The following is a 13,193-nucleotide window of genomic DNA, read 5'->3' as shown; positions in this document are numbered from 1 at the left end:
CAGGGCCCGCCGGCGCGTGCCGGCCGGTCACCTCGTGGAACACGCGTGTGAACAGAGGAGTGAGTCCGTGGAACAGCAGCTCGACTACGCCGCCGTACGCGCCGCCGCCGACCGGATCGCCGGGGCGGTACGGCCCGTCACGGTGATACCGGCGGGCGCGGCGGGGACCTCGTACGCGCTGGAGTACCTCCAGCACACCGGCTCCTTCAAGGCCCGCGGCGCCCGCAACTTCCTCGCCGCCCACCGCGCCGCCGGCACCCTGCCCGACACCGGGGTCACCATCGCCTCCGGCGGCAACGCCGGCCTGGCCTGCGCCTGGGCGGCCCGCGCCGAATCCGTGCCCGCCACCGTGTTCCTGCCGGCCACCGCCCCGCGCGTCAAGGTGGAACGGCTGCGGGGCTACGGGGCCGACGTACGGCTCGTCGGCGACCGGTACGCCGAAGCGCTCGCGGCCTGCCGGGAGTTCGCCGCCGGGAGCGGGGCGCTGAGCAGCCACGCCTACGACCACCCGCTCATCGCGGCGGGCGCCGGGACCCTGCTCGACGAGATCCGCACCGCCCTGCCCGGCCTGGACACGGTCGTCGTCGCGGTCGGCGGCGGCGGGCTGTTCGCCGGGATCGCCGCCGCCGCGCGGGAGCACGGCGTACGCGTGGTCGCGGCCGAACCGGAGAACTGCCGGGCCCTGAACGCGGCCCTGGAGGCCGGCCGGCTCGTGGACGTCCCCGTGGACTCGGTGGCCGCCGACTCGCTCGGAGCGACCCGGGTGTCCGCGGACGCGCTGGTCGCCGTACGGGCGGAGAACGCCGAGTCGGTGCTGGTCCCGGACGCGGCGATCACCGCCGCCCGGCGCGCCCTGTGGGAGGAGCACCGCATCGTGGTCGAAGCGGGCGCGGCCACCGCGCTGGCGGCGGTGCGGGTCGCCCCGCGGCCGCCGGGGGAGCGGGTCGCGGTGGTGCTGTGCGGTGCGAACACGGATCCGGCGGACCTGGGCCGCGCGCAGTCCTGAGAGCTCGCGGAAGAGCTCGGGGAGAAAGGCGAACGGGGCGGCGGTGGCCGTCGTCAGACGGAGACGTCCTCGCGGACCACGACGACCGTGCCGGCCGCGTACTGCACCACCTGCTGGCTCACCGAGCCCAGCAGCGCGCCCTTGACGCCCCCGTAGCCGCGGGTGCCGACGACCGTCAGCGCCGCCTCCTTCGAGGCGTCCACCAGCACCTGCGCGGGCGAGCCCTGCTCCACCCGGCGGAAGACCGGAACGCCGGGTGAGGTGCCGACCGCCTCCGCCACGGTGTCGGCGAGCCGCTGGCGGGCCGCCTCCTCGGCGGTGACCAGCAGGTCCTTTGCCGCCGGGCTGACGCCGAAGGGGTTGGTGTTCCATTCCCAGCTCATGACGGCGTGCACCCGGCCGCCGATGGCCTTGGCCTGGGCGACACCCCAGCGCAGGGCATGCTTCGAGTGGTTCGAACCGTCCACGCCGACGACGATCAGAGGCTCGGTGTTCTGGCTCACGGTGGTTCCTCGCAGTTCGTCCGAATAGTCGTTCATATCCTGTATACATGCCTCACCCGGTCCGACCTCGAACGACGATCGTTGCGCGGGCCGAAGACTTTGGAGAACAGCGCGCGACGTCCCCCGCTTGCGAGAGTCGTGGTGACGGACGAGAACCGTCCGGTGGATGTGCGAGGAGCGGGACGTGGCACGACGCAATGGATGTTTGATCGGCTGCCTGGTGGCCGTGGTGCTGGGGATCGGGGTGCTCGTGCTCCTGCTCTTCGGGATAGGAAAGGTCGTCGACGTGGCCGACAAGACGCTCGTCGACCCCAAGGTGTACGAGGCCGTCAAGGTCGGTGACTCCGAGACCGAGGTCCGCGCCAAGCTGCCGTCGGGCCAGACCTTCGTCGAATCGGCGCTCAAGGACGGCGGCCCCGCCGAGCCCGCGGACAGCCAGTGCTCCTGGTACGTGTCCAGCGCCGGCGACGCCAACACGGTGCTGCGGTTCTGCTTCAAGGACGGCAAGCTCGCGGAGAAGGCCGACTACCGCATGAAGTAGGGCCCTCGGGCCCGGCCCGGTGGTGGTCGTTCGCCGTCCGCGCCACGTCGTCCCTGCTCCACCGTCTCCGCTAAGCCATCGCGCGACGGAGCTCCGCGACCGGTGGGGCGAGCCGGGCGGCCGTGCCCGCCGGGAGGCGGGCGGTCCGGGTGTCGATCCAGGCGAGGACGGCCGCACGCTGGTCCGCGTCGCACATCGAGAGGTGGAACAGCAGGTGCCGCCAGGCGCGGGCCGTCCGCTTCGGGGTGGCCATCCGGCGGCGCGTCGCCCCGGTGAAGGCGGCCCGGGCGAGGGCGTCCCAGCCGCTCCGGGGGGCGGCGCCGATCTCGTGGACGAGGGTGGCGAGGTTGCAGGCCGTGAGGATCCGGACCTGTTCGATCACCGAGGGGTAGGCGGTGACTTCCGGGGAGTACGTGCCGTCGGCGAACGGGACGCCGGGCTCCCGGCGGCCCGCCCGCACGGAGCACAGCAGGACGAATCCCTCCCTGTCGTCGGACTCGGCCATGTCCCGGACCGTCGCGTAGTCGATGCCGTGGTAGCGCTCGTACGGCGTCCCACCCATCAGTTCGGCGGCCACCCGCGCGGCGGACAGCACCTCCGTGGTCACGATCCCGAGGTCGCTGCGGCCGAACGGCTCCACGGCGAACGACGCGGGGACCCCGGCCTCCCGGGCCAGTGCGGACAGCCCCGTCACGAGGGGCGGGCTCAGGTCGGCGGTGGACTCCGCGGAGGCCTCCAGGGCGAAGTCGGCGAGGCGTCGCAACGCGGCGCCCAGCGCCACCGGTTCCCGTACGGGCGCTCCGGCGACCGCGCGGATCCAGGGGCGCTCCGCGAGGCGGGTGAAGTCCTGCAGGTGGTGGTAGAACCGGTGGGCACCCTGGTACAGCTTGGCCAGCAGGGTCCGCAGCGCGGGGTCGGCGACCTCGGGGTGGTACCCCCGGGCGAGGGCCGCGCCCACGGCATGCGGCACGCGGACGGCGGACAGCCCGGCCTGCCACGCCGCCCGGGCCTCCTCGGCCGCCGCCAGAGCCGCCGGCGGTTCGGCGCCGGGTATCGCGGCGTTCCCTTCCGCCCCGGCGAGCGGACCCCGTAGGAGAGCGGCTTGCCGGACCTGCTCCTGTCGCAGCAGGGTGTGCTCGGGGGAGCCGGGCCGGCCGCGCTTGGCGACCATCGACGCGACGGCGCGGCGGAGCAACCCCGCTTCCCGGGGCGACAGTTCGCGGCCCGCGACCCTCTCCTCCAGCGCCCGCCGCAGGATCGCCGCGTTCGACTTGGGGTCCCGGTGCCGGCCGGTCAGGGGATGGGCCGCCGCCAAGGCCCCGTACCGCTCCAGCAGGGCGGCGCCCTCCGGACGCGGGGCGCGGGCGCCGTCCGCGTACGCGCGCAGCCAGTACGAGAGCAACTCGTCCTCGAAGGGCCGCCATACGGTCAGCGCCTCGCGCTGCGCCGCGACGGCGCGGTTCGGCCGCTGCCGCGCGAGCAGCCGGGCCGCTTCGCGGGCCGGGCCGGTGACCTCGGGGCCGGTGGTCCCGGGGCCGCGGTACTCGGGGCCTGAGGCCTCGGGGCGCGGCGTGAAGGGCAGGCGGTCGGCGAACGGGTCCAGGAGCGCGGCCAGTTCGGCCGCCGCGTCCAGGCGGTCGGCCCGCAGCAGCCACGCCACGCACAGCAGCGCGGCCTCCTCGGGTGCGTGGATCTCGTAGCGTCCGCTCTCCAGGAGCGACCACAGCCGGGAGATGCCGGGCCCGGTCAGGCCGTCCGCGAAGAGGGCGCGCCGGTTTCCCGGCACGCCGGCCAGCCGGGCGGCTTCCCGCTCGTAGGGGCGCAGCCGGGTGAGCGCCAGACCGGGGGTGGCCCAGAGGGGCGGGGCGACCCGCGGTGGCGCTGTCGTGTCGTCGTTCATCGCCGGCGTGGCAGGTCCTGCCCCTGCGCCCTCCGAATGTGCAGTTCGGTGCTCTGGCTGCTGAGCTACACGCCGTGCCGCCGAATCTACATCGGCCCAGGTCACGCACACCACCGGGAATCGGAACGCCCGATCCAGATAAAGCGCATTAGTGCCCGCTCTCGTGAACAGGCGATAAGGAGTCGACTCCTGACGGGACGGCAGGTTCGTTACCGAATCGATATCACGCCAAACACGTTGTGAACTAATGCGCATCAGTGCAGGTCAAGTGGTGTTGACGGAGTGACTTTCGGACTGCGTGGCACGCTCTTGTCGCAATTCTGGACGTGCGGGTACCTGCCACCCGTGGTCGATCTCATTGACGGGGACTTGGTTTCGGGCGAGTTTGGGCGCAGCGCTCCGGCGACGAGGCCGGAACTCCCCCCGAAGGCGGCGACGATGACCCGTATGAACGTGACGCGTATTGCCATCGGCACACTCGCGGCGGCCGGTACGTTACTCGCGACCTCCGCGTGCGGCGTCAGCGGTGGCGCCGCCGACGTGAAGGAGGGGGAGAAGACCGGCAAGGTGTCCGGCCGGATCACGTTCCGGACCCTGCAGCTGAAGCCGGTCTTCACGTCCTACGTGCAGGGCGTCATCGACTCCTTCGAGAAGAAGTACCCGGACGTCGAGGTCAAGTGGGAGGACGTGCCGGGCGACGGCTACAACGAGAAGCTCGTCGCCGACGCCCAGGCCGGCGCCCTCCCCGACGTCGTCAACCTCTCCACCGACAGCTTCCAGCTCCTCGCCGACCGGGGCATGCTCGCCGACGTGGCCAAGCTCGACCCCGAGACGGCCAAGGAGTACGTGCCCGGCGCCTGGGAGCAGTTCAAGCTGCCCGGCAAGGGGGACAGCGTGTTCGCGTACCCCTGGTACGTGACCCCGGAGATCCTCACGTACAACAAGGAGCTCTTCGAGAAGGCCGGACTCGACCCGGCGAAGCCGCCGACGACCGTCGAGCAGTTCTTCGACTACGCCGAGCGGATCGCGGCCGGGTCCGGCGGCCAGTACTCCGCCTTCATGGCCGACCCCAAGGGCCGGCTGCCCGGAGACTGGCAGAAGATGGGCATACCGATCCTGAACGAGAAGCAGGACGCCTTCACCTTCGACACCGCCAAGGCCGTCGCGTGGGTCGAGCGGATGAAGGACCTGTACGACAAGGGCGCCATGCCCAAGGAGTCCCTGCTCAAGTCGGACGACATCAACCAGCTCTACGGCGGTGGCAAGATCGTCTTCGGCCCCGGCTCCCCGGGCTTCGTCAGGGACATCAAGCAGAACGCCCCGCAGATCTACGCCGGCACGCAGGTCGCGAACGCCGTCACCGGCACGCTCGGCCACATCGGCATCTACGCCCAGTCGCTCGGCATCAAGAAGGACAGCAAGCACCTGGACGCGGCGACGGAGTTCGCCAAGTGGGTCACCAACGGCCCCAACCAGGTCGAGTTCTCCAAGAAGGCGACCATCTACCCCTCGAACGCCGTCGGCCTGGCCGACCCGTACTTCTCCGACAAGGGCGACGGCAAGGACGCGGAGACCCTGGCGCGCGCGGTCGGCGCCGAACAGCTCAAGAGCGCCGGCCTCGACGCCAACACCCCCGTCCAGTGGAGCAACCAGGTCGGTGACGCGGTCGTACGCGAGGTGCAGAAGGCCATCACGGGCGAGCAGGACGCCAGGACGGCCGTGCGCAAGGCCCAGGAGGAGGCGAACAAGCTGCTCGCCAAGACGGGCCGGAAGTGACCGCGGCGAAGCAGGCCGAGCAAGCCAGGAAGGCGAAGCAGGCCATGGAGGCCGAGACCGGGCTGCGCCATCGCGCATGGTGGACCCCGTACCTCTTCCTCGCCCCGGGCCTGGTGATGGTGTCGTTGTTCAGCCTCTGGCCGTTCGTCAACACCGTGATCCTCTCCTTCACCGACGCGCAGATCCTGCGCGGAGGCGGCTTCGTCGGCTTCGACAACTACACCCGCGCCTTCGCCGACTCCGACTTCTGGGTCGCCACCGGCAACAGCGTCCTGTACCTCGTGGTCGTCGTCCCGTGCCTGGTGTTCCTGCCGCTGGCCCTCGCGGTCCTCGTCCAGACGAAGGTCCCCGGGATCGGCTTCTTCCGCTCGGCGTTCTACACCCCGGTGATCGCCTCGGCGGTCGTCGTCGGCCTCATCTGGCAGTGGGTGCTGCGCAGCGACGGCCTGGTCAACACGCTGTTCCTGAAGCTCAGCATCATCTCCGAGCCGATCCCGTTCCTGACCGACAGCACCATGCTGCTGGTCTCCGCGATGATCGTGACGGTGTGGAAGGGTCTCGGCTACTACATGGTCTTCTACCTGGCGGCCCTCGGGAACGTCTCCACCTCGCTCTACGAGGCCGCGGCGATCGACGGCGCCGGTCCGGTCCGCCGCTTCTTCAGCATCACCGTCCCCCAGGTGAAGCCGATGATGCTGCTCGTCGGCACCCTGTCCGCCATCTCCGCGCTCCGCGTCTTCACCGAGATCTACATCCTCGGTGGAGAGAGCGGCGGTCCCGGCGGCGGCGCCCGTACCCTGCCCTTCCTCATCCGGCAGGTCGGCCTCGGATTCTCCGGCGAGACCGGCTACGCGGCCGCCATCTCCATCCTGTTGTTCCTCCTGACGCTGGTCTTCAGCCTGCTGGGCCGCCGTCTGTCGAAGGGAGACGAGAGTTGAGCACCCTGGCCTCCCTCGGGAAGAAGGCGGGCAAGCGCGTCGGAGCCGATGCCCGGCGGTACCGGATCGGCCTCGCCGGCCGGTACGCCACGCTCCTCCTCATGCTCGTGATCATGCTCGGGCCGATCGTCTGGCAGTTCCTGACATCGATCCGCGGCCGCACCGAGAACGTGTACGACGGGGTGCTGCCCTCGCGGCCCACCCTGGACAACTACTTCCGGGTCGCCGAGTCGTTCCCGCTGTTCCAGTACGTCGGCAACACCCTGACCGTGGCGCTGCTCGCCATCACCTCGAACATGCTGTTCGCGGCCATGGGCGGCTACGCCCTCTCCCGGGCCGCCTGGAAGGGCCGCAAGACCGTCTTCACGGTGCTGGTGGCGACGCTGATGTTCCCCTTCGAGTCCGTGATGATCTCGATGTTCCTCACGGTGCGCGAGATGGGCCTGGTCGACACCCTCGTCGGGGTGTGGCTGCCCGGCGCCGTCTCCGTCCTCAACATCATGATCATGAGATCGGCCTTCCTCTCCGTGCCCAGGGAGGTCGAGGAGGCCGCGGTCATCGACGGTGCGGGCGAGTGGACCCGCTTCACCCGCGTCTTCCTGCCGTCCGCCAAGGGAGCGCTGGCCGTCGTCTGCATCACCAGCTTCATGGGCGCCTGGGACGACTTCCTGTGGCCCCTGCTGGTGCTGACCGACAGCGACAACTACACGCTCCAGCTCGGCCTGAAGACCCTGGCCGGTGCCACCACGGTGAGCGACCAGCGGATCATCGCCGCCGGTGCGATGGCGGCGCTGATACCGATGATGCTCCTCTTCTTCGCCCTCCAGCGCTTCTTCTTCAAGGGCGTGGGCGAGGGAGCCGTCAAGACCTGACCCGAGCCCGTCGCCGTCCCCCCGACCGTCCGCACGATTCGCCCCGTACCCCCTCTCCCGGAGTGGAGCAGCCGTCATGCATGACGACCGCAGCATCACCGAACACCGCCTCCGCCGCGTCCTCAAGGAGCGCATCAAGCCCGCCGTGCACTCCCGCTCGGTCCCGCTGGCCGTCGAGCGCTGGGAGGCCCCCGGCGAGCCCGTCCCCGTCGCCGATGGCCTCGCGGCCCCGTACGAACCCTGCGCGGTCGCAGACGTGTGGGGCCCGGCCTGGGGCACCACCTGGTTCAAGGTCACCGGCGCCGTCCCCGCCGACTGGGCGGGCCGTACGGTCGAGGCCGTCCTCGACCTCGGCTTCGACCGGATGATGCCCGGCTTCCAGTGCGAGGGCCTGGTCCACCGCGCCGACGGCGGAGAGATCAAGGCGCTCAACCCGTACAACGACTGGGTGCGCGTTGCCGACCCGGCGGTCGGCGGGGAGCGGATCGAGTGGTACGTCGAGGCCGCCTCCAACCCGGTCCTGGTCGACCACTCGATCACGTACGAGGGGGACAGGCGGACCAGCGGCGACCAGCCCCTCTACCGGCTCGCCCGGATGGACCTCGCCGTCTTCGAGAGCGAGGTCTGGGAACTCGTACAGGACCTCGAAGTCCTCTACGACCTGATGACGCAGCTCGACGAGGGTGAGGCCCGGCGCTACGAGATCCTGCGCGCCATCGACTCCGCCCTCGACGCGGTGGACCTGTGCGACGTCCCCGGCACGGCGGCCGCCGCCCGCGCGCGGCTCGTGGCCGCGCTGGCCGCCCCCGCCCACGCCTCCGCGCACCGGATCAGCGCGGTCGGCCACGCGCACATCGACTCGGCCTGGCTGTGGCCGCTGCGCGAGACGGTGCGCAAGGTGTCGCGGACCTCGTCCAACATGGTCAACCTGATGGACGAGCACCCCGAGTTCGTCTTCGCCATGTCGCAGGCCCAGCAGCTCGACTGGATCAAGACCTACCGGCCCGAGCTCTTCGAGCGGGTCAAGAAGAAGATCGCGGACGGGCAGTTCGTGCCGGTCGGCGGCATGTGGGTGGAGTCCGACACCAACATGGTGGGCGGCGAGGCCATGGCCCGCCAATTCCTGTACGGCAAGAAGTTCTTCATGGACGAGTTCGGCATCGAGACGAAGAACGTCTGGCTGCCCGACTCCTTCGGCTACACCGCCGCGATGCCGCAGATCGTCAAGCTCTCCGGCTCCAAGTGGTTTCTGACCCAGAAGATCTCCTGGTCCCAGGTCAACAAGTTCCCCCACCACACCTTCTGGTGGGAGGGCATCGACGGCACCCGCGTCTTCACGCACTTCCCTCCCGTCGACACCTACAACTCGGACCTCGGCGGCGCCCAGATGGCGCATGCCGCCCGCAACTACCGCGAGAAGGGCCGGGGTTCGCGCTCGCTGGCCCCCTTCGGCTGGGGCGACGGCGGCGGCGGCCCCACGCGCGAGCAGCTCGCCCGCGCGAAGCGGCAGCGGGACCTCGAAGGCTCCCCGCGCGTGGAGATCGAGCGTCCCGACGCGTTCTTCGAGAAGGCGCACGCCGAGTACGAGGACGCGCCCGTCTGGGCCGGCGAGCTCTACCTGGAGCTGCACCGGGGCACCTACACCTCCCAGGCCAAGACCAAGCAGGGCAACCGCCACAGCGAGTCGCTGCTGCGCGAGGCCGAACTGTGGGCGTCCACGGCCGCGGTGAAGGTCCCCGGGTACGCGTACCCGTACGAGGACCTGGAGCGGATCTGGAAGACCGTGCTGCTCCACCAGTTCCACGACATCCTCCCCGGCTCCTCCATCGCCTGGGTGCACCGCGAGGCGCGCGAGACGTACGCACGCGTGCGGGAGGAACTGCGCGGGATCACCCTGACGGCGCAGACCGCGCTGGCGGGCGAGGGCGAGGAGCAGCTCGTCTTCAACTGCGCCCCGCACGCCCGGCGCGGAGTCCCGGCCGGCGGGGCGGGACGGCCGGCGGCCGCCGGGCACCCCGTCACGGTCGGGGAGCGGCCGGACGGCGGGTGGACCCTCGCCAACGGGCGCCTGCGCGTGGAGATCGACGGCCGCGGCCTGATCGTGTCCGCCTACGACCTGGAGGCCGGCCGCGAGTCGGTCGCGCCGGGCGCCGCCGCGAACCTGCTCCAGATCCACCCGGACTTCCCGAACATGTGGGACGCGTGGGACATCGACGAGTTCTACCGCAACAAGGTCACCGACCTGGTGGACGTGGACGCGCTGGAGGTCTCCGAGGCCGGGGCCTCGCACGCCACGGTGCGGGTGGCCCGCTCCTTCGGCTCTTCCTCCTCGGTCGTCCAGAGGGTCACGCTCAGGGCCGGCGCCAAGGCGGTGGACATCGTCTCGGACGTGGACTGGCACGAGACGGAGAAGTTCCTCAAGGCGGCTTTCCCGCTGGACGTCAAAGCCGAACGCTCGGCATCGGAGACGCAGTTCGGGCACGTCTACCGGGCCACCCACACCAACACCTCCTGGGAGGCGGCCAAGTTCGAGATCTGCGCGCATCGCTGGATCCACGCGGAGGAGCCGGGCTGGGGCGTCGCCGTCCTCAACGACTCCACGTACGGCCACGACGTGACCCGCGACATGCGGGCCGACGGCGGCCAGACCACCACCATCCGGCTGTCCCTCCTGCGGGCCCCGCGCTATCCCGACCCGGAGACCGACCAGGGTGCGCACACTCTGCGCTTCTCCCTCGCCCCGGGCGCGGCCATCGCCGACGCGGTCCGCGAGGGCCACGCGCTGAACCTGCCCGAGCGCGTGCTGTCCGGCGCGGGGCCGGTCGCGCCGCTCGTCGCGGTCGACAACGACGCGGTGGTCGTCGAATCGGTCAAGCTCGCCGAGGACCGCGGCGGCGACGTCGTCGTCCGCCTCTACGAATCCCGCGGCGGCCGGGCGAACGCCACCCTGACGGCGGGCTTCCCCCTGGTGGCGGCGGTCGAGAGCGACCTCCTGGAGCGCCCGATGGAGGGCGCGGCCGTCGGCGCCCCCACCCCGGACGGCGCGGTGGCCCTGACCCTGCGCCCGTTCCAGATCCTCACGCTCCGCCTCCACAGGGCCTGACCGCCTCCACAGGGCCTCACCGCCCTCGCAGGGCGCCCCACACGGCTGGGGCGCCCTGCGAGGGCCCGGGCGTGGGGCCCTCGCGCCGCTGCCGTATGTTCCAGCCGTGATCGCTTTGAAGGTGTGGGCGGCCAGTGCGTCGCGGCTGCCCGGCAAGGACGCACTGGCCTCCCCGGCCCCGGTCATCGCCTGGGCCGGAGCGTTCGGCGCGGCGATGCTGGTGTCCGGCGGGGCCGGTCTCGTCACCGACGGCGGCGAGACCCGGGCCGGGCTGGGTGACTGAGTCCGTCCCGTGCGCGCGCCCAGTCCGCGGCCGCCCGGGAAACGCGGACATCCCTTGATCTTTTGCCCCGTCTCGGGGCGTGAGCTCCGCCACAGGTCCCCGCCGGCCGCGCCCGCGGTCCCGGGAATGCCGGGCGGACGGGCCCCGGGGACCCCCGGCCAGGGTTTTGCACCTAGTTGCAAAATAAGCGCCCGCTCGCTAGAACAGGTTCATCACCCCCGCGCGAGGAGGCGCCCCCTCATGAGTTCCCAGAGCCGGTACCCGCACCTGCTGAGCCCCCTGGACCTCGGCTTCACCACCCTGCCGAACCGCGTGATCATGGGCTCCATGCACACCGGCCTCGAAGAGCACGAGCGCGGCTTCGAGCGCCTCGCCGCCTTCTACGCCGAGCGCGCCCGAGGCGGAGCCGGTCTGATCGTCACCGGGGGCATAGCCCCGAACGACGCCGGCCGGCCCTTCGAGGGCGGCGCCCGCCTCACCACCGAGGAGGAGGCCGCCGAGCACCGGGTGGTCACCGAGGCGGTGCACGAAGCGGGCGGGAAGATCGCCATGCAGATCCTCCACTTCGGCCGCTACGCCTACCACAAGGACCTGGTCGCACCCAGCGCCCTCCAGGCCCCCATCAGTCCCTTCGTCCCGAACGCCCTCACCGACGCCGAAGTCGAGCGCACGGTCGAGGACTTCGTCCGCGCCGCCCGCCTCGCCAAGTTGGCCGGCTACGACGGCGTCGAGATCATGGGCTCCGAGGGCTACCTGGTCAACGAGTTCATCGCCGCCGCCACCAACAAGCGCACCGACCGCTGGGGCGGCGCGTACGAGAACCGCGTGCGCTTCCCGCTGGAGATCGTCCGGCGCACCCGCGCGGCCGTCGGCGAGGACTTCATCCTCATCTACCGCCTCTCGATGCTCGACCTGATCCCCGGCGGCTCCACCCTCGACGAGGTCGTCCGCCTCGCCAAGGAGATCGAGGCCGCCGGCGCCACCATCATCAACACCGGTATCGGCTGGCACGAGGCCCGCATCCCCACCATCGCCACCTCCGTACCGCGCGGCGCCTACACCTGGGTCACCAAGCGGCTGATGGGCGCGGTCTCCGTCCCCCTCGTCACCAGCAACCGCATCAACACCCCGGAGATCGCCGAGGAGTTGCTCGCCGACGGCCGCGCCGACCTGGTGTCGCTGGCCCGCCCCTTCCTCGCCGACGCCGACTTCGTCGCCAAGGCCGCCGCCGGTCGCTCCGAGACCATCAACACCTGCATCGGCTGCAACCAGGCCTGCCTCGACCACACCTTCAGCGGCAAGATCACCAGCTGCCTGGTCAACCCGCGCGCCTGCCACGAGACCGAACTCACGCTGTCCCCGACCAAGTTGAAGAAGAAGGTCGCCGTCGTCGGCGCCGGCCCGGCCGGTCTCGCCTGCGCCGTCTCCGCCGCCGGCCGCGGCCACGCCGTCACCCTCTACGAGGCCTCCGGCCACATCGGCGGCCAGCTCGACGTCGCCCGCCGCATTCCCGGCAAGGAGGAGTTCGAGGAGACCATCCGCTACTTCGGCACCCAGCTCGCCGAGCACGCGGTCGAGGTCAAGCTGAACACCCGCGCCGACGTCGAGACCCTGCGCGGCTACGACGAGGTCGTCGTCGCCACCGGCGTCACCCCCCGTACCCCCGACATCGAGGGCGTCGACGGCCCGAACGTCCTCAGCTACCTCGACGTCCTGCGCGACGGCGCCCCGGTCGGCGAGCGCGTGGCCGTCCTCGGCGCGGGCGGCATCGGCTTCGACGTCGCCGAATTCCTCACCGACAGCGGCGAGGGCGCCTCCCAGGACCCCGAGGTCTACTTCCGCCACTGGGGCGTGGACACCTCGTACGCCGGCCCCGGCGGCCTCACCGCCCCCGAGCGGCCCGCCCCGCCGCGCCAGGTCCACCTGCTGCAGCGCAAGACCACCAAGGTCGGCGCGGGCCTCGGCACCACCACCGGCTGGATCCACCGCGCGGAGCTCAAGCACCGCGGGGTCGTCTCCGTCGCGGGTGCCGCGTACGACCGCATCGACGGCGAGGGCCTGCACATCACGGTGGGGGGCGAGCAGCGCCTCGTACCCGCGGACACCGTGGTCCTGTGCACCGGCCAGGAACCGCGCCGCGACCTGTACGAGGCCCTGCGCGCGGCCGGCATCGAGGCGCACCTGATCGGCGGCGCGGACGTGGCCGCCGAACTCGACGCCAAGCGGGCCATCCGGCAGGGTACGGAACTGGCCGCGGCTCTCTAGGCCCTG

At 71.5% G+C, this 13,193-nt stretch carries 10 protein-coding genes and 1 tRNA gene; 8 read left to right on the top strand and 3 right to left on the bottom strand.

The window, feature by feature from the left end; all coding sequences use genetic code 11:
- The first annotated feature begins 67 nt into the window (after nucleotides 1–67).
- Nucleotides 68–1,006, top strand: a complete 939-nt coding sequence (locus tag J7F03_RS26700; protein ID WP_214953774.1) for a serine/threonine dehydratase — start codon at nucleotides 68–70, stop codon at nucleotides 1,004–1,006.
- Between the two features lie 53 nt (nucleotides 1,007–1,059).
- Here J7F03_RS26700 and J7F03_RS26695 read toward each other — a convergent pair whose 3' ends face one another.
- Nucleotides 1,060–1,509, bottom strand: a complete 450-nt coding sequence (locus tag J7F03_RS26695; protein WP_308379977.1) for a universal stress protein — start codon at nucleotides 1,507–1,509, stop codon at nucleotides 1,060–1,062.
- A gap of 184 nt (nucleotides 1,510–1,693) precedes the next feature.
- Between J7F03_RS26695 and J7F03_RS26690 the strand changes: the two genes are divergently transcribed.
- A complete protein-coding gene (locus J7F03_RS26690; protein ID WP_214953770.1) occupies nucleotides 1,694–2,050 on the top strand; it encodes a hypothetical protein in 357 nt (118 codons plus the stop codon).
- Between the two features lie 70 nt (nucleotides 2,051–2,120).
- Here the strand turns inward: J7F03_RS26690 and J7F03_RS26685 are convergent, their stop codons facing one another.
- Both J7F03_RS26685 and J7F03_RS26680 read right to left on the bottom strand, forming a co-directional pair.
- Complete coding sequence (locus tag J7F03_RS26685; protein WP_214953768.1) at nucleotides 2,121–3,950, bottom strand: hypothetical protein; 1,830 nt, start codon at nucleotides 3,948–3,950, stop codon at nucleotides 2,121–2,123.
- Between the two features lie 2 nt (nucleotides 3,951–3,952).
- Nucleotides 3,953–4,025: transfer RNA gene (locus tag J7F03_RS26680), tRNA-Cys, on the bottom strand.
- A 372-nt stretch (nucleotides 4,026–4,397) separates the two neighbouring features.
- Between J7F03_RS26680 and J7F03_RS26675 the strand changes: the two genes are divergently transcribed.
- The 6 genes from J7F03_RS26675 to J7F03_RS26650 all read left to right on the top strand — a co-directional run bounded on the left by J7F03_RS26675 (nucleotide 4,398) and on the right by J7F03_RS26650 (nucleotide 13,187).
- Nucleotides 4,398–5,726, top strand: coding sequence for a sugar ABC transporter substrate-binding protein (locus tag J7F03_RS26675; RefSeq protein ID WP_214953766.1), 1,329 nt, complete (start codon nucleotides 4,398–4,400; stop codon nucleotides 5,724–5,726).
- A gap of 44 nt (nucleotides 5,727–5,770) precedes the next feature.
- Nucleotides 5,771–6,664, top strand: coding sequence for a carbohydrate ABC transporter permease (locus tag J7F03_RS26670; RefSeq protein WP_214953850.1), 894 nt, complete (start codon nucleotides 5,771–5,773; stop codon nucleotides 6,662–6,664).
- Nucleotides 6,661–7,536 (top strand): carbohydrate ABC transporter permease, encoded by an 876-nt coding sequence (locus J7F03_RS26665; protein WP_251072523.1) that lies wholly within the window; start codon nucleotides 6,661–6,663, stop codon nucleotides 7,534–7,536. Before J7F03_RS26670 ends, J7F03_RS26665 begins: the two co-directional genes overlap by 4 nt.
- A 76-nt stretch (nucleotides 7,537–7,612) precedes the next feature.
- A complete protein-coding gene (locus J7F03_RS26660) occupies nucleotides 7,613–10,639 on the top strand; it encodes a glycoside hydrolase family 38 C-terminal domain-containing protein (RefSeq protein ID WP_214953764.1) in 3,027 nt (1,008 codons plus the stop codon).
- Nucleotides 10,640–10,745: 106 nt separating this feature from the next.
- The gene (locus tag J7F03_RS26655) at nucleotides 10,746–10,922 is read left to right on the top strand and encodes a hypothetical protein (protein ID WP_214953762.1); all 177 of its coding nucleotides are present in this window, start codon (nucleotides 10,746–10,748) and stop codon (nucleotides 10,920–10,922) included.
- 240 nt (nucleotides 10,923–11,162) lie between these two features.
- A complete protein-coding gene (locus J7F03_RS26650; RefSeq protein WP_214953760.1) occupies nucleotides 11,163–13,187 on the top strand; it encodes an NADPH-dependent 2,4-dienoyl-CoA reductase in 2,025 nt (674 codons plus the stop codon).
- Nucleotides 13,188–13,193 lie beyond the last annotated feature (6 nt).

Origin of the sequence: Streptomyces sp. ISL-43, assembly GCF_018614195.1 — a bacterium.
Lineage (GTDB): Bacteria > Actinomycetota > Actinomycetes > Streptomycetales > Streptomycetaceae > Streptomyces.
The sequence above is the reverse complement of the archived record's forward strand: the minus strand, read 5'-3'. Positions and strand labels throughout refer to the sequence as shown.

Coding starts and splice junctions, on each gene's coding strand:
- J7F03_RS26685 (WP_214953768.1), bottom strand. CDS start 3,950: ATGAACGACGACACGACAGCGCCACCGCGGGTCGCCCCGCCCCTCTGG.
- J7F03_RS26670 (WP_214953850.1), top strand. CDS start 5,771: ATGGAGGCCGAGACCGGGCTGCGCCATCGCGCATGGTGGACCCCGTAC.
- J7F03_RS26660 (WP_214953764.1), top strand. CDS start 7,613: ATGCATGACGACCGCAGCATCACCGAACACCGCCTCCGCCGCGTCCTC.
- J7F03_RS26650 (WP_214953760.1), top strand. CDS start 11,163: ATGAGTTCCCAGAGCCGGTACCCGCACCTGCTGAGCCCCCTGGACCTC.
- J7F03_RS26675 (WP_214953766.1), top strand. CDS start 4,398: ATGAACGTGACGCGTATTGCCATCGGCACACTCGCGGCGGCCGGTACG.